The sequence below is a fragment of the Cohnella fermenti genome (assembly GCF_004801405.1).
Lineage (GTDB): Bacteria > Bacillota > Bacilli > Paenibacillales > Paenibacillaceae > Cohnella > Cohnella fermenti.
Window position 1 is genome coordinate 13,458 of the sequence record NZ_SSOB01000064.1, and the last position, 23,407, is coordinate 36,864.

20 protein-coding genes are annotated in these 23,407 nt (G+C 60.1%); 7 read left to right on the forward strand and 13 right to left on the reverse strand.

Translation table 11 applies throughout. The annotated features are described in order from the left end of the window. Positions 1-11 precede the first annotated feature (11 nt). The 3 genes from E6C55_RS30840 to E6C55_RS30850 all read left to right on the forward strand — a co-directional run bounded on the left by E6C55_RS30840 (position 12) and on the right by E6C55_RS30850 (position 1,928). The gene (locus E6C55_RS30840; RefSeq protein WP_136373687.1) at positions 12-416 is read left to right on the forward strand and encodes a VOC family protein; all 405 of its coding nucleotides are present in this window, start codon (positions 12-14) and stop codon (positions 414-416) included. After that, positions 413-1,393, forward strand: coding sequence for a type I phosphomannose isomerase catalytic subunit (locus E6C55_RS30845; protein WP_136373688.1), 981 nt, complete (start codon positions 413-415; stop codon positions 1,391-1,393). Before E6C55_RS30840 ends, E6C55_RS30845 begins: the two co-directional genes overlap by 4 nt. A 64-nt stretch (positions 1,394-1,457) precedes the next feature. Then, positions 1,458-1,928: a hypothetical protein gene (locus E6C55_RS30850; protein ID WP_136373689.1), complete on the forward strand. Its 471-nt coding sequence runs from the start codon at positions 1,458-1,460 to the stop codon at positions 1,926-1,928. A 911-nt stretch (positions 1,929-2,839) separates the two neighbouring features. Here the strand turns inward: E6C55_RS30850 and E6C55_RS30855 are convergent. The 4 genes from E6C55_RS30855 to E6C55_RS30870 form a co-directional block, all read right to left on the reverse strand. Continuing rightward, complete coding sequence (locus E6C55_RS30855; protein WP_136373690.1) at positions 2,840-3,028, reverse strand: DUF4177 domain-containing protein; 189 nt, start codon at positions 3,026-3,028, stop codon at positions 2,840-2,842. Between the two features lie 3 nt (positions 3,029-3,031). After that, positions 3,032-3,463, reverse strand: coding sequence for a hypothetical protein (locus E6C55_RS30860; RefSeq protein ID WP_136373691.1), 432 nt, complete (start codon positions 3,461-3,463; stop codon positions 3,032-3,034). A gap of 82 nt (positions 3,464-3,545) precedes the next feature. Then, positions 3,546-3,944 (reverse strand): DUF2500 domain-containing protein, encoded by a 399-nt coding sequence (locus E6C55_RS30865; RefSeq protein ID WP_230986932.1) that lies wholly within the window; start codon positions 3,942-3,944, stop codon positions 3,546-3,548. 16 nt (positions 3,945-3,960) lie between these two features. Further along, entirely contained in the window at positions 3,961-5,196 is a 1,236-nt protein-coding gene (locus tag E6C55_RS30870) for a stalk domain-containing protein (RefSeq protein WP_136373692.1), read from the reverse strand. A gap of 176 nt (positions 5,197-5,372) precedes the next feature. Here E6C55_RS30870 and E6C55_RS30875 point away from each other — a divergent pair, with 176 nt between their 5' ends. After that, the gene (locus tag E6C55_RS30875; RefSeq protein ID WP_136373693.1) at positions 5,373-5,912 is read left to right on the forward strand and encodes a MogA/MoaB family molybdenum cofactor biosynthesis protein; all 540 of its coding nucleotides are present in this window, start codon (positions 5,373-5,375) and stop codon (positions 5,910-5,912) included. Positions 5,913-5,922: 10 nt separating this feature from the next. Here E6C55_RS30875 and mobA read toward each other — a convergent pair whose 3' ends face one another. The 4 genes from mobA to E6C55_RS30895 are packed head-to-tail and all read right to left on the reverse strand — an operon-like array spanning position 5,923 to position 12,070. Then, the gene (mobA, locus tag E6C55_RS30880; RefSeq protein WP_168735970.1) at positions 5,923-6,522 is read right to left on the reverse strand and encodes a molybdenum cofactor guanylyltransferase; all 600 of its coding nucleotides are present in this window, start codon (positions 6,520-6,522) and stop codon (positions 5,923-5,925) included. 38 nt (positions 6,523-6,560) lie between these two features. Beyond that, positions 6,561-8,684, reverse strand: coding sequence for an assimilatory nitrate reductase catalytic subunit NasC (nasC, locus tag E6C55_RS30885; protein WP_230986933.1), 2,124 nt, complete (start codon positions 8,682-8,684; stop codon positions 6,561-6,563). Beyond that, on the reverse strand, positions 8,671-10,761 hold the full coding sequence (nirB, locus tag E6C55_RS30890) for a nitrite reductase large subunit NirB (protein WP_136373695.1): 2,091 nt from the start codon (positions 10,759-10,761) through the stop codon (positions 8,671-8,673). Before nirB ends, nasC begins: the two co-directional genes overlap by 14 nt. A 46-nt stretch (positions 10,762-10,807) precedes the next feature. Further along, positions 10,808-12,070 (reverse strand): molybdopterin molybdotransferase MoeA, encoded by a 1,263-nt coding sequence (locus E6C55_RS30895; RefSeq protein ID WP_136373696.1) that lies wholly within the window; start codon positions 12,068-12,070, stop codon positions 10,808-10,810. A 428-nt stretch (positions 12,071-12,498) separates the two neighbouring features. On the opposite strand from E6C55_RS30895, the gene E6C55_RS30900 reads away from it, so the two are divergent. Then, complete coding sequence (locus E6C55_RS30900; RefSeq protein ID WP_230986934.1) at positions 12,499-13,752, forward strand: nitrate/nitrite transporter; 1,254 nt, start codon at positions 12,499-12,501, stop codon at positions 13,750-13,752. Positions 13,753-14,380: 628 nt separating this feature from the next. Here the strand turns inward: E6C55_RS30900 and E6C55_RS30905 are convergent. The 3 genes from E6C55_RS30905 to E6C55_RS30915 form a co-directional block, all read right to left on the reverse strand. Then, positions 14,381-14,902, reverse strand: a complete 522-nt coding sequence (locus E6C55_RS30905; protein WP_136373697.1) for a hypothetical protein — start codon at positions 14,900-14,902, stop codon at positions 14,381-14,383. 11 nt (positions 14,903-14,913) lie between these two features. Beyond that, positions 14,914-15,633: a hypothetical protein gene (locus tag E6C55_RS30910; RefSeq protein WP_136373698.1), complete on the reverse strand. Its 720-nt coding sequence runs from the start codon at positions 15,631-15,633 to the stop codon at positions 14,914-14,916. Between the two features lie 472 nt (positions 15,634-16,105). Then, positions 16,106-17,575 carry an MDR family MFS transporter gene (locus E6C55_RS30915; RefSeq protein WP_136373699.1) on the reverse strand — a complete coding sequence of 490 codons (1,470 nt, stop codon included), beginning with the start codon at positions 17,573-17,575 and terminating at the stop codon, positions 16,106-16,108. Between the two features lie 149 nt (positions 17,576-17,724). Here E6C55_RS30915 and E6C55_RS30920 point away from each other — a divergent pair, with 149 nt between their 5' ends. Then, positions 17,725-18,297, forward strand: coding sequence for a TetR/AcrR family transcriptional regulator (locus E6C55_RS30920; RefSeq protein WP_136373700.1), 573 nt, complete (start codon positions 17,725-17,727; stop codon positions 18,295-18,297). Here E6C55_RS30920 and E6C55_RS30925 read toward each other — a convergent pair. Continuing rightward, entirely contained in the window at positions 18,281-20,050 is a 1,770-nt protein-coding gene (locus E6C55_RS30925; protein ID WP_136373701.1) for a B12-binding domain-containing radical SAM protein, read from the reverse strand. The two genes, E6C55_RS30920 and E6C55_RS30925, sit on opposite strands and share 17 nt — an antisense overlap. A gap of 560 nt (positions 20,051-20,610) precedes the next feature. Between E6C55_RS30925 and E6C55_RS30930 the strand changes: the two genes are divergently transcribed. Next, complete coding sequence (locus E6C55_RS30930; protein ID WP_136373702.1) at positions 20,611-21,969, forward strand: hypothetical protein; 1,359 nt, start codon at positions 20,611-20,613, stop codon at positions 21,967-21,969. An 82-nt stretch (positions 21,970-22,051) separates the two neighbouring features. Here the strand turns inward: E6C55_RS30930 and E6C55_RS30935 are convergent, their stop codons facing one another. Next, a complete protein-coding gene (locus E6C55_RS30935; RefSeq protein WP_136373703.1) occupies positions 22,052-23,398 on the reverse strand; it encodes a GH1 family beta-glucosidase in 1,347 nt (448 codons plus the stop codon). Positions 23,399-23,407 lie beyond the last annotated feature (9 nt).

Consider the following 23,407-nt stretch of genomic DNA (forward strand, 5'->3'; position numbering starts at 1 on the left):
GTGGAACAACCATGGCTGTACGCAAAATCGAGCATGTCGGCATCCATTCGGGCAATCTGGAGACGTCCATCGAATTCTACACGAAGGTGATCGGACTCGAGCACCTGGAGACGATCACTCACACGAACGGGATCATCCGGCTCGCGTTCCTGTCGTTCCCCGGCTCGCGGGCTACCGAGATCGAGCTGATCGAGGGGTATGACGGCGACGTTCACCCCGAAGGCCTCGTTCATCACGTCGCCTTCGCCGTCGACGATATCGAGGAGGAATACGAACGGCTCGCCGGACTCGGCGTTGCCGCGCTGGACTCCGAGATTACCCGCCTGCCGAACGGAAGCCGCTACTTCTTTTTCCACGGTCCCGACGGAGAATCGATCGAATTTTTCCAATCCACCCGAGGAGGACAAACACAATGACAATCAAACCTTATCCGCTTCACTTCAAGCCGGAGTTCAAAGAGAGAGTGTGGGGAGGCCGCGCGCTCGAGCAGTTCGGGTACGACGTTCCGGAAGGCCATATCGGCGAGGGCTGGGTGATCGCCGACCATGAGAACGGCGTCTCCCACGTGCTGAACGGCGAACTCGCCGGCCAAGGCCTGGACGAGATCCGCGAGAAGCTCGGCGCCGAATGGTTCGGCTCCGCCGGCAGCCGTTCCGGCAACGGGCGCTTCCCGCTGCTGATCAAGCTGCTCGATTGCAACGACGACCTGTCCGTTCAGGTTCACCCGACCGACACGTACGAGCGGTTGCCGAAGGGCGAGCTCGGCAAGACCGAGATGTGGTACGTGCTGGACGCGAAGCCGGGCGCCAAAATCATCTACGGCCTGCAGCCGGGCGTGACGCGCGACTCGTTCGCCGCCGCGATCGCGGACAACCGCATCATGGACACGCTGCAGGAGGTGCCCGTGCAGGCGGGCGATACGTTCTACATCCCGGCGGGCACCGTGCATGCGCTGTGCGCGGGCGTGCTCGTCGCGGAGATTCAGCAGAACTCCGATACGACCTATCGCCTGTACGACTACGATCGTCCGGGGCTGGACGGCAAGCCGCGCGAGCTTCACGTCGAAGACTCGCTGAACGTTACCGCCTACGAGGGCGCCGGGGCAACCCGCATGAAGACGGACGGAGCGAAGCCGAACGAATGGCTGACGCTGGCCGAGTCCCCGTACTTCGTCACCGCCAAGGGAGTCGTCAGCGGCTCCTGGAGCCAAGAGACGTCGCCCGCCAGCTTCGACATTCTGATCGTGGCGGAAGGCGCAGGGGCCATCGGCTGGGGCTCGGAGTCGATCGCGGCGAAGGCGGGCGACTGCTTCCTGCTGCCGGCGACGCTCGGCGCTTATTCGCTGGACGGCAGCTTCACCGTGCTTCGCAGCCGGGTTCCGGCAGACAACTGACAACTAACCAACCAACACCGAACCAACTGACAACTATCAAGCCAATGGGAGAGGAAGTCGAGCGATGCTGCGTCAAACGTTGATCCTAACCGGACTGGGACTTGCCATGTGGGCGGTCTCCCTGCTGTTCTTCCTGCTGTTCGGAGACTGGCTGCTCGTCAGCACCGAGGACGCCGGGTTCGGGGCTTCCTTATTCCTGCTCGAAGCGTTGACCGTGCTTGTGCTGATCGGCATCTCGCTCGTCGTGCGTCTGCGCTTGTTCCGCCAGCCCGGTTCGGCAACCCGGCTCGGCTATCTCAGCACGGCGATCGGCCTGCTGCTGAACACGTTCGTGCTCTGGAACCGCGACAGCGTGTTCAGCAAGTTCGACGCAGGGCAGCATCAGGCGTTCTCCGTCTGGATGACGCTCGCCTATGCGTTCTTCTTGATTGTGCCGGCGATCACGGACCGGCTCATCCGGTCGAAGCCGGAGCCGGCTGTGTCCGCCGAAGCCGCACTCGAAGGCTACGACGAAGCCGCCGAGCCGGCGGAATGAGGCTGCGCAGCAGGGCGAGGCGAGGCAAGGCCAGGCGCGTTCGCGGCAAGCCGTCAGGGGAATCCCCTGGCGGCTTTTTAATATTCGCGTCGTCCGCTCCACCCGGCGCCGCTCGCATTATCCAATCGGCACCAACGCTGCAGACGATTTTATGTGATTTTTAGCATTCGACGGCTCGGATTGCGGGTAGATCGCGGCATTTTATGCGATTTTTAGCATATATCCGGCACCTCGGCCCGGAATTTTCTCTATGTATGCTATTTTTCACATATAATCGTCCCAAACCCCCGTTACCGAGCTGCGCGAATGTGAAATTTCACATAAATTCCGGCAGCACCTTGTCTCCACCGACTACCTCGACTTCGACTTGATCCGCAGCCTCCCCCTGCCTCGTTTATCTTCCGATACTCCGAACAATCCCCCTGCTGCGAGCGGCAAGGGGATTGTTTCGCGGCGATGCAACCCAGCGGGCCCGCGCGGGAGGCGGGAGTGAGTCGGCGGCGAGTTGGCGAGTTGCGGTCAGCGAGTTGGCGGTCAGCGAGTTGGCGGTCAGCGAGTTGGCGAGTTAGTGGTCAGCGAGTTGGCGGTTGGCGAGTTGGCGGTTGGCGGTCAGCGAGTTGGCGGTTGGCGAGTTAGTGGCTGGTAAGTTGGCAAGTTGCGGTTGGTAAGTTGGCGATTCGCGAGTTGATGGTTGATGGTTGGTGACTGGCGAGCCGATTGTTGATTAGTTGGCAGTTAGCGGCAGCCAGCGGTTGGCAAGTTAATGAACGTCGAATTGGCGGTACGCAAGTCAGTGAGCAGGATAGCGAGTCAATAGGGAAGCGAGTCCGCGGTTAGTTCGGCGAATTGACGGCTGGCGGTCAGCAAGTCGAAGAGTCGGGACCGACGGGAAGGAGGGAGGAGGGAGTGGCTCACTCCTCTTGAGCGGGCCGCTCGAAGATGATCTCGTAATGGGTCGGCTTGCCGTGGCCGTTGTAATTGGTCGGGAGCACTTGGACAAGCCGCCACCCTTGCTTCGCATACTCGCGGATCGTCTCCTGGTGGGTCGCCTCCGAGAAGAACCCGCCAAGCGACGTCTCTACGAAAATATATTCGAACATAAGTCACTGCCCCTCTTCTCCAAATTGTCCGGAATCCGCTTGATCGTATATCAGCTCCATCAGCTTCCTGCTCGTCGTCTCGTCGATGCGATACCCCTGCTCCGTGTTCGGAAGCTTGAGGAGCAAGCCGTTCTGCGGGCTGTCGGTGTTCGCGATGTTCAGGTGGTACGACGATTCCGCACCGTCCTGCCCTCGAACGATCATCCGGAAGATCGCTCCGTAATCCAAGACCCTCTCCATGGGGCCCGCGCGGTCAATCGCCTCCCGGAAAAGCGAGAGCGCCTTCCCATCCTCGTAGGTGCGGGAAACGAAGGGCGGGGCCGCCATTGTCAGGCATACCTGGATGCATTCCAAGGTGACGCTCGCCCCCTTCTGTCCGTCCGCCTTCGAGCACCCGGCCAGGAGCGCCGGCAAAATCAGGACAAGAGCTACCATCCCGAGACAACGCACTTCGAAACGACACACTCCGAGACAACGCACTCCGAAACGACGCACCGAAGCATCCCCCCCTTCTCTCTTAAGCTTCCAGCGAGCGCTCGAAGCCCTTGAACCTTGTGCCTTGGTGCGTCAGCACGCCCCGATCCCCTATCGCGATCAAGCCGTATTGATTCGCTCTCACCGGCAGTTCGACCCGTTCGCGGTCCTCGAATTCGAATGTGATGTAGTAGTTCGTGCTCGCGCCGGAATCGCCGGAGCCTCCCCACACCTGCGTGCGCTTGTCGACGACTCGACAGGGGCGGGACAGCACCTCGGACGCATTGTTCTCCGCCCAGACGGTCACTCCCTTGCCTACGCTCAGCACAATGCCCCCTACGACAACAAGTCCTACGATCACGATAAAGAACGTAACGAGCCCCGGCATCCCCGAAGAACCCCCGAAGTCGCTCGGGTCGCCGAATAATGCAGACAAATACATGTACGAATATCCTCCTCTATTCCCGCTTCCATTCGTAGGTCAGCGTCGACTTCTCCGAACCCGCAAGGGCCGTATGCTCGAATGTGAAAATATTCCCCTCCCGCTTGACCAGCGAAAGCCGGTCGGTCGGATAATCAAATTCCAGCTTCCCCCAACTGTCCAGCAGCTCACCTTCTTCCGCAGGCAGCAGCTCCCGATAGAGCGCAATCCTTGTCCCTCGCTCCAGATCGACCAGTTGCAGCAAGCCGGACGTATAAGGGCGAACGAGAGCGATGCCATCCTCCAACGAGATATATTCCAGCGTATAGGAATCTTGCTCCTCGCCCATCAGCAGCGCCGCATCGAGCTTCTTCGCAACTTCTCCCGCTTCGTCGAGAAGCAGAACGGAGCCGCTGCCCATCAGAACATGGTAGCCTTCCTCCGACGTCTCCACGCTGGTTGTGGAATGGAAGCCGTAATAGGAGATTTTGGTCTGCAGGTCCAGCTTCCCGTCGCGGATAACGAGCTGATAGAGCTCGGTTCCGAGCATCGGTTCCCCGTATACGTGGTACACGGCAAGCAGCACTGTGTCGCCTTCCTCAAGCTTCGTCGCCGTCATTCCGTAGTATTGGTAAGCCCGAACGTTCGACCAGCCGATCGTATGAGGCAGCTCGCCCCCGACCGCCGCGTAGACGATGCCGTTGTCCCTTCGCACCCAGTACCAGCCTTGCGGATCGCCGGCCAGAATGCTCTTCGGCGTGTAATCCACGAACAGCTCGCCGCCGTTGGACAGCTTGACTTCCCCTCCCGCCCAGGCAGCCAGCGACTTCAACGGGTAGTACCATTGCCCGTTCGAACGAATCGGGGCCGCCGCCATCGTCGTCTTGCCGAAGTTCGTATAGGCGATCTTGGAGCCCGCTCCCCACGTCAGCTTGCGATTCGGCCCGGTGGCGGTCAGAACGCCGCGGGAGTCCGCCGACCAGACAATATCGCGGAACGCGAGCGACAGCTCCTTCAGGCTCAAATAAGTGACGCCGTTCTTGACGAGCAGTTGGTCCCCGGGGTGGCGAATATCGTAGCTCATCCCGCCCGGATAGAGGCTATAGATCGTGCTCTCGGGCAGCGGCGCCGCCGCGATTGCCGATAGCGCCTCGGCCGCGATTGCCGAGTGAGTCCCGTTCGCCTGCGCCAGAGCGAACGGGCCGCCTGCGACCGCAGCCCCGAGCAGAAGAGCCATTGCGGCCAACGCCGCCTTGCGATAATGCATTCTCATGAACTTTCCTCCAGAACTAGTCGACTGATTCCATTTTCATCCTTCTATAGTAAACGTGGCTAACCGTCGATTAGTTGCGTTTTTCCCCCCGGTGCGTTCTTGCCCCTTGTCTGCTACACTAATCTTATCCATAAAAAAAAGGACTTCAGATGAAGAAGTCCCGAGGGGAGAACGCTATGTCCAGCCTATCTTCAACCGAGCAGCACCGGCGCGAGGCGCCTTCCAGCGTTGCCTGCCTCATCATTACCGTGTCGGATACGCGCACGCTCGAGACCGACAAGAGCGGCCGGCTCGCCGAAGCGCTGCTGCTTGAGAACGGGTATGCCGTCGCGGGCCGCCGAATCGTGCCCGACGAGTACGCGGGCATTCGCAAGCTGATTGCCGAAGCCGCCGCCGATCCCGCCATCGAGGCGGTTCTGCTGAACGGCGGCACCGGAATCGCCGGCAGGGACACGACCTATGAAGCCGTGCGCGACGTTCTCGAGAAGGAGATGCCGGGGTTTGGGGAGATTTTCCGCATGCTTAGCTTCACGGAAGACATCGGCTCCGCCGCCATTCTGTCCCGCGCAGTCGCGGGAACGGTCGGCACGACGGCCGTGTTCTCGATGCCCGGCTCGACGGGAGCCGTGAAGCTGGCGATGACGAGGCTGATCGTTCCCGAGCTGCGCCACGTCATGCGCGAGCTGTACAAGGACGCTCCCCGCGGCGGGAGCTAGAGCCCTTGCGTCAATGCGGAGCGATTCTCGCGTAATCGTCCGGCGTGTTGATATTCGTCACGAAGCTTGTGTCGATGCCGGCCCGCCTCAGCTCCTCCTCTTCCGCTACACACGGCTTGACGGCCTCCAGCAGCGCCATCATTCTCCGTTCCTCCTGCGCGAGGCAGCTCTGCGAATGAAGGACGCACTCGGGGCGATAAATCGCCTGCAGCGGGTGCAGCCGCCCGGACACGCGGGGCACGATCGCGTTCGCCCCGCTCGCTTCAAGCCGCTCCGCCATCCAATCCGCCGCGTGCGGGCTGACGAAGGGCATGTCGCAGGCCGATACCCACACGAGCGGCTCCTGCGCCTCCAGCAAAGCGATATGAAGCGCCGAGAGCGGGCCGCTGCCCGGCAGCCAGTCGAGGCGGGTCGGCAGGCCGAGCCCGCCGAGCTCCTGCGCTTGCCGCTGCGTTGCGACGACCAAGGCTACCGTCTTGCAGCGGGACGCCATCCGCTCCGAGATCGTGCGGATCAGGGGAGCGCCCGCGAATGGCAGCAGCCCCTTCGCAACGCCGCCCATCCGCCTTCCCGCGCCTCCGGCCAAGATGACTCCTTCCAAGCTCCCCATCCCCTTCTCCCCCATGACAGTCAAGCCGCTCAATCCACTCAGGACCACGGTTCGATCGCAACGGCGCTCACCTTGAAGTCGGGCATCCGGCAGAACGGGTCGAGCAGCGGATTCGTCAGCAGGTTCACGTTCTGGATGCCGCCCCAATGCATCGGGATAAACAGCGTGTCCTCGCGAATGCCGATCGTCACCTTGCTGCGCACAATCGCCGTCCCCCGGCGCGAGCGGACCCGCACAAGTGTCCCGTCCTCGATCCGATACTTCCTAGCGGTGGACGGGTGCAGCTCGACGACGTTCTCGACCGCCCGTGCGGCGAGCGCGGCGCTTCGTCTCGTCTGCACGCCCGTCAGGTAATGCGGCAGCAGCCGTCCATTGGTCATGAGCAGCGGGTAATCGCGGTCCGTCTCCTCGCCCGGAGGCAGGTTATCGACCGGAACGAGCCGGGCCAAGCCGTCCGCATGGGCGAAGCCCGCTTCGAACAAGCGCTTCGTTCCCGGGTGGTCCGGCGACGGGCACGGCCAGTAGACGCCCTCCTCCCGCCTCAGCCGGTCGTAAGTGATGCCGTAATAATCCGCGATTCCGCCTCTGCTCGCGATGCGCAGCTCCTCGAAGATCGCTTCCGCCTCGGCAAAATCGAACTTGTCCCCACGCCCCCACCGAGCTGCGAGATCGCACAGCCATTGCCAATCGTGACGCGCCTCGCCCGGTGCCGGCCGCGCCGCTTCGCGCAGCAGTACCCGGCCTTCCAGGTTCGTGAGCGTGCCCGTATTCTCCATGTAAGAGGTCACCGGCAGCACGATGTCGGCCAGCTCGGCCGTCTCGGAGAGGAACATGTCGGCGACGACCAGGAACTCGAGGCTCTTCAGCCCCTCCTCGACCAATCCAACGTTCGGGTTGGAGACGATCGGATTGGAGCCCATGACGAGCAGGCCGCGAATGTCGCCGCTGACCGTCAGCTCCATCATCTCGTAGGCCGACACCCCCTTGCCGGGAAGCTCCGCGGCATCGATTCCCCATACGCCCGCGATATATTCCCGGTCCTCCGGGTTCTCGATCAGGCGATAGCCCGGAAGCTGGTCGGCCTTCTGGCCGTGCTCGCGCCCGCCTTGGCCGTTCCCCTGACCTGTGACCGCTCCGTAGCCGCAGCCGCGTCGTCCGATCTTCCCCGCGGCCAGCATCAGGTTCAGGTAGGCGCGAACCGCCATGTGGCCGTCGCGGTGCTGCTCGATTCCGCGCGCCGTGAACACCATCCCCGTCCCCGCGCGCCCGTAGGCAATCGCCGCCTTCCGGATGGCCGCTTCGGGAACCCCCGTCAGATTGGAGATATCTTCAAGCCGCATCTCCTTCACCTGCCGCTCGACCTCCGCGAAGCCAGTCGTTCGTTCGCTCAAGAAGCGGCGGTTCTCCAGCCGCTCCTCGAGCAGCACCTTCAGCAGCCCGTTCGCAAGCGCCGCATCGGTTCCCGGACGAACCTTCAGATGCAGATCGGCAATCGCGGACGTGCCCGTCTCTCTCGGGTCGACGACGATAATAAAGGTGCCGTTCTCCTTGGCTTTGTTGAAGTAAGGCATCAGCGTCGGCTGGCATTCCGCGATGTTCGTCCCGACGAGGAGCAGGCAATCCGTCTCGGGAATGTCCGACAGCTTGTTCGTGAGCCCCCGATCGATGCCGAACGCCTTGACGCCGGCCGAGGCGGCGGCCGACATGCAGAAGCGGCCGTTGTAGTCGATATGCTTCGTCCCGAGAGCGATGCGCGCGAACTTCCCGAGCAGATAAGCCGACTCGTTCGTCAAGGAGCCGCCGCCGTAGACGCCGACGGCATCGCGGCCGCGCTCCCGCTGGATGGCGCTCATCCGCTCCGCGATGGCGGCGACGGCTTCCTCCCAGCCGATCCGGACGAACGCTCCGTTCTTCTTCGCGAGCGGATACAGCACCCTCTCGCGCGACATGGCGTGCTGGTGGGCGTTCTGCCCCTTGACGCACAGACGCCCCTCCGAAGCGGCATTCATCTTCCCCTCGGCGCGGTAGCGAACCCTTCCCGACGGCAGCGGCTCCTCCGCGACGTTCATCTTGCATTGCACGCTGCAGAACGGGCACTGTGTGCTCATGACGGGCAGGGCCGCTCCCGCTCCTACTCCCCGTTCGCGCTCATTCCTCGACATATCCATCCCCCGATCCCGCTCCAATGGCGATTCTGCTCTGCGGATGACCTGCGGGCTGCTCCAGCAGCAAGTCGACCCGGGCTTCGGGGTCCAGCAGTCTCTCTCGAACCTCGATCAGCCCGATCCTCTCAAGCCAGCGCCACAGCGGCTCGCCGTAATAAGCGCTGCTCGCGTACCAGACGACGCAGGCATGAATCGCGTCGATCGCCGAGCCGAGCGACGGCTCGAGCGCGAGCAGTTGCGCCTGCTTAACCGGAATCGTCTCGTTGCCTCCCGCATAGATCTCCCAGCCCGCAGGAGCACGCGAGAGGCCGAGCTCCTTGACATAGAGGCCTCCGCGGCCCTGCGCCCCGGTGTCGACGGCGATCGCGACCGGGCCCGGAAGCCGCAGGCCGCGCATCGAATGCTCCAGCGCAAGGCCGATGCCGGCCGCTTGTTCGACGTCTCCTCCGACTCCGTAGGCGATGACGGCTTCGTGGCCGTCTTCCCTCAAGTAATACCGCAGCGCCGGCCGGCAGGTCGGGCAGCCGTCCCGCGTCCGCCAGCCAAGCGCTTCCATCGCCTGCCCCCGGCTCGCGAACGCCGCTTCTTCCATGGCCGCCTTCAGCCGGGACGGCCCAAGCTCCGTGCAGCCGCAGGCCGCAGGCTCCGTCTCGGCCGCGACCTCCACCGCGCCGCTGGCCGCAAGCCTCAGCATCGCCTCCACCATCGGGCGGCAGCCGCCGCAGGAGCCGGACGCCTTCGTGCGTGCCTTCACCGCTTCGACCGTCTTCAACCCTTCCGCCTGGACGGCCCGCACAATCGCCGCCTTGCTGACTCCGTTGCAGTTGCAGACGATCTCCGCGTCCGGCATCGAAGCCGCCGCCTCCTCGCCGCGATCCCCGCCTCCGGCCGAGATGGACCGGACGGCGGAAGCGATGCCCGCTCCCCGCTTCAACTGCTGCAGCAGCTTGCTCCCGTCGGAGGTATCCCCGTACAGAATCGCTCCGGAGATTCGGTCTCCTTCTGCCAGAATTTTGGCGTAGGTGCGTTGAACGCCGTCGTAGACCTGGTAGGCGATATCCTCTTCGCCGTCCGCAATCTGCCCGGCGGAGAAGACGTCGACGCCGGAAATCTTGAGCTGCGCATACGGGATCGAGCCGCGGTAAGGCTCCGTCTCGACGCCGCACAGCCGTCTCGCGAGCACTTTGCCTTGCTCGTACAGAGGAGCCACGAGGCCGTATACGATGCCGTCATGCTCCGCGCATTCCCCGATGGCATACACGTCCGGCTCGCTCGTCTGCATATAATCGTCGACGACGAACGCCCGATTCACCCGAATGCCCCCGCTCTCTCCCAGCTCGACATTCGGGCGAATGCCGACCGCCATCACGATCAGATCCGCACGCTGCCTGCTTCCGTCCGCGAATTGCACTCCTTCCGCCCGTTTGCGGCCGAGGACCCGCTCTGTTTTCCTCCCGAAGAGGAACTTCATGCCTTGGCCTTCAAGCTCCTTGCGCAGCATATCCGCAGCTATCCGATCAAGCTGGCGGTTCATCAGGTAGGAGGCGTTATGGACGACATGGACCTCCATTCCGAGATTAAGCAGCCCCCTCGCCGCCTCGAGGCCAAGCAGCCCTCCCCCGATGACGATCGCCTGCCGATAGTTCGCCGCCGTCTCGGTCATCTTCCGGCAGTCCTCCATCGTGCGGAAGGCGATCACGCCAGGCTTGCCGATGCCCGGAAGCTGCGGGATGAACGGCGTGGAGCCGGTCGCCAGAATAAGCCGATCGTAGCCGATCGACCGGCCGGAGCCCGTCGCGACGGTCTTCCTCTCGCTGTCGAGCCGCACGACCTTCTGGCCGGTGATCAGCCGAATGCCCTTCTCTTCGTACCACTGCCAGGAATTCAGAATAATATCGTCCATCGAAGCGTCTCCCTGAAGCACCTTCGACAGCAGAATTCGATTGTAATTCGGATGCGGCTCGCTGCCGATGATCGTGATCTCGAACTTCTCGGGAGCGAGCGCGCAGATCTCCTCCACGCACCGGACGCCCGCCATCCCGTTGCCGACGACAACCAGCTTCTCTCTGCCCATTCGCCTGATTCCCCTCTCTGCACCCGCCCGCGGTCAAGGCGGAAGCCTAAAGCCTAAGCCAGCGAACGCGTTGCCCCGCTCCGGCTCCTTGCCCTCCGGCCGGCACGATCGCCAGCGCCCCCGCTCCGGCGAACGCCGCGACATTGCCCGACCGGTCGTTCGGCAGCGGCTCGATTCTCCAGCCGTCCGCCGATGCGCGAACGCGGGAACGAATAAATCTCGGATACGGACAAGGCTTCGCCACTCCCGCGCTTAACGTCCCTTCCTCCCACTCGTTCCGGAACTGCTCCCGTCCGAGCGCCCGGCGCAGATACGGCTTCACAAGCAGCTCCAGCCCGGCGAAGCACGCCGACGGATTGCCCGACAGCGCGATAAGCGTCTTGTTCCCCCGGACAAAAGCCGAAGTGGGCGTTCCCGGCCTCATCAGCACCTTCGTGAACAGCGGCACGGCGCCTGTCAGCTCCGCCGCGGACTTGGCGCAGTCGTACCTCCCGACACTCGCTCCTCCCGACGTCACGACGAGGTCCGCCGCATCCCACGCTTGATCGATGCGCGCCGCGATCTCCTCCGCGTTGTCGGCGCACGGCGGGAGCCGATGGACGACGGCCCCCATCTCCCGCAGGCTCGCTTCCAGCATGAAGCTGTTCGAATCGTAGATTCGTCCGGGCAGCAGAGGCTGCCCCGGCAGCGTCAGCTCGTCCCCGATCGGCAGGACGACGACGGAAGGCTTCTTATATACGGCGATCCGCTCGAAGCCGAAGGAGGCGAGAATCGCCAGCTCCTTCGCCCCGATTCTCGTTCCCTGCTTCACAAGCAGACTGCATTCCGGAAGATCCTCGCCGGGCTCGGCGATATGCTGCCCCAGTTCGGCCGGCCTGTCGATCTGGACGACGCCGATTCCGTCCTCCCCGGCCACGCGGCGCACCCGCTCCTGGATGATGACCGAATCGCAGGAGGCGGGCACGGGGGAACCGGTGAACACGCGGACGGCCGAGCGTTCGGAGGCGTCTGCGCGAACGCCTTCCGCGCTCTGGCCCGCCTTCAGCTCCGATTCCACGAACAGCAGAAGCGGATGGTCCGGGGACGCTCCTTCCGTATCGGCCGTACACACGGCATAGCCGTCCATTGCCGCCCTGCGGAACGGAGGCAGCGGGAACGGGCTTACGTAGGTCTCGGCCGCCGCGCGTCCCAGCGCCGAAGCCAGCTCCGCCTCTTCCTTCCCGGGGAGGACGGCCCGCAAGCCGAGCCATTCCTCCGCCTCTTCCACCGTTGCGACGCCCTCTCTCTTCCTGGCTCTCGTCTCGATCATCGAATCTCCCCCTTGGGCCGAATAAATGCATAAAAGCCCGTCCCTTGCTGCAAGGGTACGGGCTTCGTCGCCATTGTCGCGCACATCGTTGTGCGTCGATTATTTTCTTTCTTCCAGATTAACCGTCGAACCCGAACCTGTCAACATAAATGTCATAATACATTACACAATAGCGCGTAGAAGACGGGAAGAAAGAACGAAACCTACCGAAAACGAATCAAAATCCCACATTTTCAGAAAATTAACGTAATGTATATTGACATAAAAAACTTGATTTTCTATAATTCAGCTTGGGTTCACAATGACGTGACCGAAATAATGACCGGTGTGCACAAGGTCGTGCCGCCGTTGGCAATGGGGCCGCAATTCTTCCTATAGGGAGGACTGCGGCCTCTTCATGTTCGATTCAGGAAAGGGGAGTTCAATCGATGAATAACGTTAATCAAATGAATAACGGCAATCAAAGCTTCTGGAAAAGCGGGCATAAGCCGACTCTGTTCAGCGCCTTCCTCTACTTCGATATGAGCTTTATGATCTGGGTTCTGATCGGTCCTCTGAGCGTCGTCATCATGCAGGATTATCCGATGGACCCCGTGCAGAAAGCGAACCTGGTCGCCCTCCCCGTGCTTGGCGGCTCCATTCTCCGGCTTGTGCTCGGCTTCCTGACCGATTATATCGGCGCGAAGCGCACCGGGCAGCTCGGCATGCTGCTGACGACGATCCCGCTCATCTGGGGATGGCAGTTCGTCAGCTCGCTGGATCAACTGTACATCGTCGCCCTCCTGCTCGGCATTGCGGGCGCCTCGTTCGCCGCCGCGCTCCCGCTCGCCAGCCAATGGTACCCGAAGCAGCATCAGGGCCTCGCGATGGGCATCGCCGGAGCCGGCAACAGCGGCACCGTCTTCTCGACCTTGTTCGCGAACCGGATCGCGCAGCACTTCGGCAGTTGGGAGGTTGTGTTCGGCCTCGCTCTCATCCCGATTCTGACGGTGTTCGTGCTGTTTACGATTCTCGCCAAGATCAGCCCCAACCGTCCCGCGCCGAAGAAGCTGTCCCACTACGGCAAGGTGCTGAGCCAGAAGGACGCTTGGCTGTTCTGCCTTCTGTACAGCGTCACCTTCGGCGGATTCGTCGGGCTGTCCAACTACCTGACGATTTTCTTCAACACCCAATACGGTCTGTCCGCCGTTCGCGCAGCCGACTTCACGACGCTCTGCGTCATCGCCGGGAGCTTCTTCCGCCCGATCGGCGGCGTGCTGTCCGACAAGCTCGGCGGCGTCAAGATGCTAACCCTGCTCTATGCCGGAGCGGCGGTCATGCTCGCTTGCGTCTCGTCGCTTCCGCCGCTGCCGCTCGTCATCGTCCTGCTCTTCATCGGCATGATGTGCCTCGGCTCCGGCAACGGCGCGGTATTCCAGCTCGTTCCGCAGCGGTTCGCGGGCGAGATCGGCATCGTGACCGGCATCGTCGGCGCCGCCGGCGGTCTCGGCGGCTACGCGCTCCCGCTTATCCTCGGAAGCCTGTACAAGTCGACCCATTCGTATACGCCCGGCTTCCTGATCCTGAGCGGCATCGTCGTCTGCAGCCTCATCCTGCTGACAGTTGTGCAGAGCGGCTGGAAGAAAACATGGAGCGGCCAAGGCGGCACCGCGAAGGTCGACACGATCGGCCAAGCGGGCTAACCTGCCAAGACACTTGGCCAAGATGCCGCGTGCAAGAAGGGCTGTCCCGGGAGCGATGCCTGCTCTCCGCGGGCGGCCCTTCTCCGTTCCAGTCGCCGCCCGTGATTCGGGGGCGATGCGATGTATGCGCGGGCGACTTTTGCGATTTTATGTGAAATTTCACATTCGTCGGCATGGATTCCGCCCGATTTGAGGCGTTTTATATGATTTTTAGCATATAATCGGCCCACTCGAGGCGGAATCCCCTTTATGTATGTGGTTTTTCGCATATAATTGGCCAAATCTCCCCTTATCGGCCAGCACCAATGCGAAATTTCACATAAATTCCGGCAGACAACGACCGCACCGAGTGCAGCGTCACCGAACTCCCTTAGCACACTCGATACACTTACCGCCCCGTCGCTCTCGCCGCATCGACTGCCCCCGTCATACTCGCCTCCCCACCACACTCGCCGCACTGGCCCACCTCACCCACCGCACTGCATCTGCCTATCATACTCGCACCCGCACCCGTCGCTCCCGCCGCATCGACTGCCCCCCGTCATACTCGCCACACCTCCCGAGCCCTCCCATCACGCTAAAAAAAACGGGAGGCAAAAGCCTTCCCGTTTTACTATACCGCTAGCTATTAACCACCAATTCGTTCCAATTGATCACTAGCGATCTGCTTGTAAAGTTTCACCCCAGTTTCCGCGTCAAAAACTAAGGTTACTTGAGCATTTTTAACCAATCCAAGCCTAATATCTTGATATTCTGAAAAGGAACCTTTTAGTACCCAAACTTGTCGATCAGCCGATATTTGTGAATGAGAGCCGTCCCCTTTCGCTTTTTCGAATTCCCCCCATGTAGTTAACTCTGCCGCTTTCGAATCTTCCGTGGATTTTGAATCGTTAGCGGACTTGAGTTTCGAATCATCTGTGAAGACAGATAAAATATTATCTTTAGTAATAAGTGCCGATTGAGGCAAGTCAGTATTTCCCACAAATTCCGGAGCGGGATCTTCTTTGTAAAGAGACGGATCGATTCCGATTGGTCTCGGAATAGCGGTTTTCGCTTGATCAGAAGGATTTGCAGCACTAGCAATACTTAAAAAAACAACAGCACTAACTATGACCACTAAACTTGCGAGTAAAGTAATTTTCTTTTTCATAATATCTCTCCTTATCGAGTGTACGTGGCTGTACTATAATTAGTTGTTCCACCAGAGGTTCCAAAATTAGCGTACCACAGAAGGCTGTTGTACCCTGTAGAATAATCTTCCCTGGTTCCAGTTGTCCAATTACTCCACGAACCACCTGTACCAAGGGTTTGTATAGCTGTTGACGTATTTCCACTCGTCCAAGTTGCACTCGTATTATTCGTTTCGAAGCCCACACGATGTCTTGTGGCTGTAGTTTCAGTCCGGCTGTAAGTATGAACCGAAGTATAGTCTACGTAAGCAACCCAATTCGTTCCTGATGTATACTGAATTTGATAGTTGTGCGTACCACTTGTACTGAACCCTGTAACCAAATATTCTTCGTAAACACCTGCTGAGGATTGCGCAGCTGTGTAGTATCCATCAGCATTACTTACTTTAGTAGTTCCACATGTATAAGCCCCACTTGGATTTTCGGTAGCTCCATTAACACGACCTACTTCAATCCATCCTGCACTTGTGGAACCACTCCCGAACCCAAGCCATTGCGTTTTAACTACAAAGTTGCAAGTATTAGTGCTGCTGAATCCACCACTAAGAGTTGTATTTGCAGCTGAGAAATAACCGCCTTGTATAGACACCCCTAAATTAGCTACTCGTGCATAATCATTTGCATACGCTGGAATTGCAAAGCTAAATAGCAAAACAATGAAGATAAGTAGTGAAGGTACTTTTCTACGCATTCAATTTCCTCCTATATTTTGGTTTTGATCTAGGCTAAGAATGCTCTTGACAGGATTGCATTGATCGGAAATACCCATTCAACATTTAAACTGAACTAAAAGCAAAAATATGTGCCCCCTTTCTTTAATGAGTCGCCCATACTCTTGCTTTTTATAAATCTAAGTTGTCTGGTTGGGATAGCAAGCAATAGGCGCAAGCAATCGACTTCCCGGTTCGTACACAACCACTTTCGAAGTCAAATGGTGAAGACATTCACAACAAAACCGCAGGCAAAACACATGGCAATTTTGTCGCAAATAGCATTCAATATATATATAACTCGCAATCGCTGTAAAAAGTTGCATAGTTAAGGAAATTTTTATTAAGTCTTGTCACGCACGGTTGACTACTACCACCCGAAATAACAAAAAAGACCGCCCGCTAAGCCGATGGCTTAGGGGCGGCCCCTTCTTGCGCTTATGGTGTCGCTGCTCAGTGGCCCATGCCGCGAGTTTCGCCTTCCGGCGCCTTCGTTCTGCGGATGAACAGACCGAGCACGACGGCGATGATCGCGATGATAAAGCCGAGCCAGAACGCGCTGTTCAGTCCCTCGATCAGGCCCTTGGCCATCTCAAGCGGATTCTGCGGGTCGCTGGACGTCGCCAGGTAATCCTTCTGCCCGTTCGACATGATGCTGATGAACAGTGCCGTGCCGATCGCGCCGGACACTTGCTGCAGCGTGTTCAGAATCGCCGTGCCGTGCGGATACAGGTGGCGCGGCAACTGGTTCAGCCCTGTCGTCTGCGCCGGCATCATGACCATCGAGAGGCCGATCAGCAGAATAATGTGAATCGTGATCACATAGCCGCTGCTCGTCGACTCGTCGAAGCCGGTGAACAGGAAGATCGACAGCGCCACGATGATCAGGCCCGGGATGACGAGCACACGCGGTCCGAACTTGTCGAACAGCTTGCCCGACACCGGCGCCATGATCCCGTTCACGATGCCGCCCGGCAGCAGCGTCAGGCCGGACTTGAACGCCGTCATGAACAACACGCCTTGGAGGAACATCGGAAGCAGCGTCATCGTCGAGAACAGCGTCATCATGATGACGAACAGCAGAACGGTCACGAGCGCGAACATCGGATACTTGAAGGCGCGCAAGTCCATGACCGGCTCCTTCAGCTTAAGCTGGCGAAGCACGAAGACGAGCAGCGCAACGGCTCCGACCGCAATCGGCCAGATAACCTCGTTGTGCCCCCAGCCGACGGCGCCCGCCTTGCTGAAGCCGTACACGACGCCGCCGAACCCGATTGTCGAGAGGATGATCGACAGCACGTCTACCTTCGGCTTCGTCACCTCGGACACATTCCTCATATAAACCGCGGCGAAAATCACCGAGAAAACAGCGATCGGAATGACGAGAATAAACAGGTAGCGCCAGGACAGCGAGTCCATAATGAGGCCGGACACCGTCGGCCCGATCGCGGGTGCGAACATGATGACGAGGCCGATAAGCCCCATCGCTCCGCCCCGATTCTCCGGAGGATAGATCGCCAGAATCGTATTCATCATAACCGGAAGCATCAGCCCTGTGCCGAGAGCCTGAATGACCCGTCCGGTCAGCAGCACCTCGAAGCCCGGAGCGACGGCGGCGATAATCGTTCCGGCAAGGAACAGGAGCATCGCCGACAGGAACATCTGCCGGGTGGTGAACCATTGTTGGAGCACGGCCGTCACCGGCACGAGTACGCCGATCACGAGCATGTAAGCCGTGGACAGCCACTGGATGGTCGAATAAGGAACGTTCAGGGCGGTGACAAGCTCGGGAAGCGCGTTGCCGAGCAGCGTCTCGTTCAGGATCGCGACGAATGCGCCGATAATGAGCGCGAAGACGATCGGCCCTCTGCGGATGCGGCTCGGATCGAAGCCGCCGCCCTTGCTGTTGCTTGCTGCGTTCATGGGTAAGGTGATCTCTCCCTTATTTCTATTTTTCTACACTTGTATGGCTATGCGAACAAATGTATAGTTTCCAATATACAAGTTTTATTGCCTTATTCTCAAGATTCAATATCGCTCAACATGTAGAATAATCTACAGAATGGAGTCCTATGTCGAACAAAATACCCATCTCCGACAAGCCGGACCTGAGAGTCAGACGCACCCATAAGCTGCTGTGGGAAGCGCTGTTGAAGCTCCTCGAGACTTACCCTTACGATTCGCTTACCGTTCAGCAGATTTGCGAAGAAGCCATGGTGCACCGGACGACGTTCTACAACCACTTCGAGGACAAGGACCATCTGCTGAAGTATGGCTTGCGCCAGATCGACGACCTCTTCGGCAAGCGGTCGATTCGCGAGCGTCTGCTGCACCCGGTCCGAACCGCGGAAGAGATTATCGAGAAGAACAAGCTGGCCCCGCTCATGGCGAGCCCGACGGACGGCACCCTCTCCCGCATTCTGTACAAGCAAGGAATGGAAGGCCTCAAGAAGGACCTGCGCGAGCTGGAGGAGTCGGGAGTGAAGTTCCCGCTTCCGCTGGACGTCATCGCTTCGTTCTATTCCGGTGCCCGCCTCTCTCTCTGCGCGTGGTGGATGGAGAACGGCCGGAAGGAATCCGCCGATCAGATGGACGAATATTTGCGGCAATTGATCAATCCGAAGCTGTTCATGGAAGAGGAGTAAGCGCAGGCCTTCCCTGCGGAGCTGCCGCCGCGGGGAGTACGATCGGAATCAGCTTCGCCTGCGCCTCTTCCCCTCGATAGAGGATGGCCAGCAGCGTCGCGGCGTCCGACCGGTATTCCCCGCTCTCCATCCATGCCGCATAATCGAAGGGGACTCTCTCGAGCGCGAGCCGCTTCGCCCCTTCTCTCTCGTCCAGCCCCGCTTCTCTCGATGCACGCTTGAGGTCGTCGGCCCAGTCTTTTTTGCCCAACCGTTCACCGTCCCACCAAACCTTGCGAGGCTTGTACTTGTGCTGGAGGAAGTAGTCGATCTTAAGCAAGCCGAGCGCCAGCTCCATGTTCAGGGCCGGATTCGCGTCGCTCTGCAGGAACGACCACAAGCGGACGAACAGGTCCTCGAGCTGATGACCGATTCTCTGCCAGCCCTTCTCCTCCCAATAGTCCCCGAACCGCTGGAAAAAATCGAACGGAGACGGATAAGCCCCGTTCACCAAATATTCGATCGTCCGATCCATTCGGTGCGCATTCCAATACTTCTCCAGCACGTCCTCCACCCGCTTGATTCTCGCCAGGTCGGCGAAGGGCAGCACGTCGTTGCCCAGCATCTCGTAGGGTGCCCGATCCATGTAAACATAGCCGTGCTTGTCCGCGTCCCTGCGCAAGCCCGTCCCTCTCAGCATCTTCAGGAAGCCGAGCTGAAGCTCCTCCGGACGCAGCGCGAACACGTCGTTGAACGTCTCGCGGAACGTATCGTAATCCTCGTGCGGCAGGCCGGCGATCAGGTCCAGATGCTGGTCGATCTTGCCGCTTGCCTTCACCTTGCTCACCGTGCGCGTCAGCTTGCTCCAGTTCTGCCGCCGCTTGACCGCGAGATTCGTCTCGTCGTTCGTCGATTGGACGCCGATCTCGAACCGGAGAATGCCGGGCGGAGCATGTTCCGCCAGGAAGTCCAGCACCTCCGGACGCATGATGTCCGCGGTGATCTCGAACTGGAAGACGCAGCCCCGGTGGTTCTCGATCAGGAAGCGGAACATCTCGAGCGCGTAGTCCCGCTTGATGTTGAACGTGCGGTCGACGAACTTGATGAGCTTGGCCCCGCTGTCGATCAAGTACGTCAGGTCCGCCTTCACCCGCTCCATGTCGAAGTACCGGACCCCGACCTCGATGCTCGACAGACAGAACTGGCAACTGAACGGGCAGCCGCGGCTCGTCTCGAAGTACACGACCCGATTCGCCAGCGTCGGCACATCCTCCTCGAAGCGATAAGGGGAAGGAAGCTCGCTCAGGTTCAGCTTCGGCCGTCCGGGGGTCACAATAATCTCGCCGTTCTTGCGGTAGGCAAGCCCGAACACGAAGTGGAATTTGCGCTCGTCCCTGAGCTCGCGAAGCAGGTCGCGGAACGTCTCCTCGCCTTCTCCGATCACGATATGATCGACCGCAGGCAGCCGCTGCATCCAGTACTCGGTATCGTAGCTCACCTCCGGACCGCCCAACACGATCGTCGTGTTCGGCAGCACCTTGCGAAGCATGTCAATGACGGTGATCGTCTCTTCGATATTCCATATGTAGCAGGAGAAGCCGACAACGTCCGGCTTGCGGCCGTACAGATCCGAGACGATGCCCATCGCCGGGTCCTTGATCGTATATTCCGCCATGTCCACCCGGAACTCCGGCTCGGCGAATGCCTTAAGGCAGCGCAGGGCGAGCGAAGTATGGATGAACTTGGCATTCAGCGTCGCAACAACGACGTTCATGGTCGATTCCTGCCTTCCCGAGCGGAAGCGCTCCTCCTTATTCTAACGGATATCGGGGAGTACAGCACCATATCTTCTCTGACGGCATTATGCCTCTTCTTCCATTCGATCACGAAAGGGAACATTTGTTCTCCTTCATTGTAGCGTTTTCTCGAATTAATGCAAGGGGTTCTGTAAAAAATGTTGCCGTGCGAAGGCCATGATCCGGGAGGTGGAGGTTCCTGATCCAAGGGGAGAAGAGGCATAACCTGCAAAAAGGGGATGATGTTTGCGGCATATGTAACAACATGGGAATTATTTTGCGAGGGGGGAAGGGCGGAGAGGAGAGATTGTGTTCGGCAGAATGAGAAAAATGAAGGGATAGCCGAGAATGCCTGCCAACAGGCAATAAAAATTAGCGACTCGATAAAGTGCAACCTTGATCTTATAGGCTTTCGAAATTTAGGATGAATCCAAATTTTATTTTCTTTTAAGGCTGCGTTTACGGGATGTTCAAATTCATGTGGCTAATATGGAAAAGGCTGCTGAGGCTGAATATGGATAGCTAGGGGGAATCAGGAATGATGAGATGGGGGGCCGCGCTGCTTGCGGCGTCGCTTCTGGCCGCGACGCTCGCGGGATGTACGGGAGGCGGCAGCGGGGAAGACGGCAACGCTTCGCCGGAAGCAACGGTTCTGGCCGCAGAAGGAATCGCGTATACCGGCAAAATCAAAAGCGTAGACGGCGAGACGATTACGGTGTACAAGCCGTTGGAGGAGACGGGCGCGGCCGGGACGGAGGAAGCTTCGGACGTGACGGGGAGTTCGGAGAGTTCGGAAGCAGACGAAAGCGCGAATGTCGATGAGACCGCGGGGGCGGATGCGGCTTCGGATGCGACGGCTTCGGAGACTCCGGCTTCAGACGGCTTCTCCGAGGAGACGCGTGTCCTCTTGATTACGGAGGCTACGGAATTGACTCGGGACAGCAGACAGGACGAGGTTGACGGGCAGGACGCGGCCGACGGACAGGAAGACGCGGAGTTCGCCGCTTCCGCCGAGCCGATCTCGCTGTCGGAGCTGCAGGCCGGGCAATTCGTCGCTTATACGCTCGTCGAAGGGACGGACGAAGCGGCGACGGTGCGCGTGCTCGCGGCGAACCCGCTTCAGCCTGCGGCGGCGACGGACGCGCAGGAGCGCATGGGCGGCGGCGGTGCGCCGGAAGCCGGGGCGGAGCCCGGCGAAGAAGGGGCGGTACCGCCGGACGGAGCGGCGCCCGAAGGCAGCGCGCCTCCTTCGGGAGAGCGGCCGGACGGGAAGCCTGACGCGCAGGGCCAGGGACAAGCTCCGGCAGGCGGCGGCTCTTCGGGCGGCAGTTCCTCTGCGCCAGGCTCGTCCGCCGCTCCTTCGGGTTCGCCGGAGGCCAAGTCGAGCACGGCGCCTTCCGCTTCCGCCGGCACGACGGGCAGCGGCACTACGAACGGCAGCACAACGGCGGCCGCTCCGACAGGCTCGATGACGATCGGCAAGATCAAGAGCATCAGCGGCAGCACGATCGTCGTCTACACGTCGACGATGTCGTTCGGCCAAGGTGGCCAAGGCCGGGGACCGGGCGGCGACGGAGCAAGCGGCGATGGAGGAACGCCGCCGAGCGGCGACCCTCCCGCAGACGCGTCCGCTCGGCCGGAAGGCGCTGCGGGCGGCACTGGCACCGGTGGAGCCGGTCCCGGCGGCGGACAGCGCGAGATGACGTTCAGCGACGAGACGCTGACGATTACCGTCACGAGCAGCACGAAGCTCACCTCCCAGACGATGGCGGATGGCAAGATGACGGAGACCGCGATCGAGCTTAGCTCGCTCAAGGCCGGCGACATCCTGATGATTACGCTGAAGGACGGCACCCAGGAGGCGGAGACGATTCGCCTGAACGTTCAATCGAAGTAACGGCGGCAAGCGCAACGAAGAGCCCTCGGGTTCCGGGAATATCCCGGTCTCCGAGGGCTCTTCGCCTAACTTGCGACGCCGCTTACGCGTCGAACCCGCCGTCCGCGATGACCTTCTGAATGAAGTAGAAGCTATCCTTCGGATGGCGCTCTTGCGTCTCGTAATTCGTATAGACGATGCCGAAGCGCTTCTTGTAGCCTTCCGCCCACTCGAAGTTGTCGAGCAGCGACCAGGCGAAGTAGCCCTTCAGCGGCACGCCGGATTCGATCAAGCGGTGGCACTGGATGAAGTGCTTCTTGTAATAATCGGCGCGCAGTTCGTCGTGAACGCGGCCTTCCGCCGTCAGCTCGTCCTCGTAGCAGGCTCCGTTCTCCGTGATGTAGATCGGAACGTCGCCGTACTCGTCCTTCACCCACGACAGCACCTTGTACAGGCCGTCCGGATACACGTTCCAGTCCATGAACGTCTTGGCGAAGCCGACCTGAACTTCCTCGCAGTCGAACAGGCCTTCATCCTTCTTGCAGCGTCCGAAGCCGCCGCTGTAGAAGTTGACGCCGATGAAGTCGATCGGCTGCGCGATCGTCTCCATGTCGCCTTCCCGAATCGGAACCTCGACGCCCTTCTCGCGGAACCAGTCGACCATGAACTCAGGGTACGTTCCCTTGAACGTCGGGTCCATGAACCATTCGTTGTTGTACGCGCGGTTGCGATGGGCGGCGGCGACATCCTCCGGCTTCGTCGTATACGGCTCGAACCAGTACAGATTGTGCGTCGTGCCAATGGTGCCTTCCGTGCCGAGCGCGCGGAACCTCTTCACCGCTTCCCCGTGAGCGACCATGCAGTTGTGGGCGACGGTCACGGCGAGCTGCAGATCCTTGTTGCCCGGGGCATGGGCGCCGATGTAGTTGGACAGGAACGACACGCACCAGGTCTCGTTAAACGTGATCCACTGCTTGATTTTCCCATCGAACGCTTGGAAAATCACCTCCGCATACTTCACGAACGCATCGATCGTCTCGCGGTTCGCCCAGCCGCCCTTGTCCTGCAGCGCTTGCGGGAGATCCCAGTGGTACAGCGTGACCGCAGGCTGAATGCCCGCTTCGAGCAGCGCGTCGACCACGCGGCGGTAATAGTCCAGCCCCTTCTCGTTCACCTCGCCCGTCCCTTGCGGGAAGATGCGCGGCCATGCGATCGAGAAGCGGTAAGCCTTGACGCCCAGCTTCTTCAGAAGCGCGACATCCTCCTCGTAGCGGTGGTAGCTGTCACAAGCGACATCGCCGTTGTCGTTGTTCGCGACCTTGCCCGGCGTATGCGAGAACGTATCCCAGATGGACAGGCCGCGGCCGTCCTCTTGATAAGCGCCTTCGATCTGGTAAGAAGCCGTTGCCGTGCCCCATAGAAAGTCCGACGGGAATTGGATCTTCGCCAACTCGTATCC

What these genes read in the sequence shown, in the direction of transcription:
- E6C55_RS30840 (WP_136373687.1), top strand. Translation starts at nt 12, where the DNA reads ATGGCTGTACGCAAAATCGAGCATGTCGGCATCCATTCGGGCAATCTG.
- E6C55_RS30845 (WP_136373688.1), top strand. Translation starts at nt 413, where the DNA reads ATGACAATCAAACCTTATCCGCTTCACTTCAAGCCGGAGTTCAAAGAG.
- E6C55_RS30850 (WP_136373689.1), top strand. Translation starts at nt 1,458, where the DNA reads ATGCTGCGTCAAACGTTGATCCTAACCGGACTGGGACTTGCCATGTGG.
- E6C55_RS30855 (WP_136373690.1), bottom strand. Translation starts at nt 3,028, where the DNA reads ATGTTCGAATATATTTTCGTAGAGACGTCGCTTGGCGGGTTCTTCTCG.
- E6C55_RS30860 (WP_136373691.1), bottom strand. Translation starts at nt 3,463, where the DNA reads ATGGTAGCTCTTGTCCTGATTTTGCCGGCGCTCCTGGCCGGGTGCTCG.
- E6C55_RS30865 (WP_230986932.1), bottom strand. Translation starts at nt 3,944, where the DNA reads ATGTATTTGTCTGCATTATTCGGCGACCCGAGCGACTTCGGGGGTTCT.
- E6C55_RS30870 (WP_136373692.1), bottom strand. Translation starts at nt 5,196, where the DNA reads ATGAGAATGCATTATCGCAAGGCGGCGTTGGCCGCAATGGCTCTTCTG.
- E6C55_RS30875 (WP_136373693.1), top strand. Translation starts at nt 5,373, where the DNA reads ATGTCCAGCCTATCTTCAACCGAGCAGCACCGGCGCGAGGCGCCTTCC.
- mobA (WP_168735970.1), bottom strand. Translation starts at nt 6,522, where the DNA reads ATGGGGAGCTTGGAAGGAGTCATCTTGGCCGGAGGCGCGGGAAGGCGG.
- nasC (WP_230986933.1), bottom strand. Translation starts at nt 8,684, where the DNA reads ATGTCGAGGAATGAGCGCGAACGGGGAGTAGGAGCGGGAGCGGCCCTG.
- nirB (WP_136373695.1), bottom strand. Translation starts at nt 10,761, where the DNA reads ATGGGCAGAGAGAAGCTGGTTGTCGTCGGCAACGGGATGGCGGGCGTC.
- E6C55_RS30895 (WP_136373696.1), bottom strand. Translation starts at nt 12,070, where the DNA reads ATGATCGAGACGAGAGCCAGGAAGAGAGAGGGCGTCGCAACGGTGGAA.
- E6C55_RS30900 (WP_230986934.1), top strand. Translation starts at nt 12,499, where the DNA reads ATGAATAACGTTAATCAAATGAATAACGGCAATCAAAGCTTCTGGAAA.
- E6C55_RS30905 (WP_136373697.1), bottom strand. Translation starts at nt 14,902, where the DNA reads ATGAAAAAGAAAATTACTTTACTCGCAAGTTTAGTGGTCATAGTTAGT.
- E6C55_RS30910 (WP_136373698.1), bottom strand. Translation starts at nt 15,633, where the DNA reads ATGCGTAGAAAAGTACCTTCACTACTTATCTTCATTGTTTTGCTATTT.
- E6C55_RS30915 (WP_136373699.1), bottom strand. Translation starts at nt 17,575, where the DNA reads ATGAACGCAGCAAGCAACAGCAAGGGCGGCGGCTTCGATCCGAGCCGC.
- E6C55_RS30920 (WP_136373700.1), top strand. Translation starts at nt 17,725, where the DNA reads ATGTCGAACAAAATACCCATCTCCGACAAGCCGGACCTGAGAGTCAGA.
- E6C55_RS30925 (WP_136373701.1), bottom strand. Translation starts at nt 20,050, where the DNA reads ATGAACGTCGTTGTTGCGACGCTGAATGCCAAGTTCATCCATACTTCG.
- E6C55_RS30930 (WP_136373702.1), top strand. Translation starts at nt 20,611, where the DNA reads ATGATGAGATGGGGGGCCGCGCTGCTTGCGGCGTCGCTTCTGGCCGCG.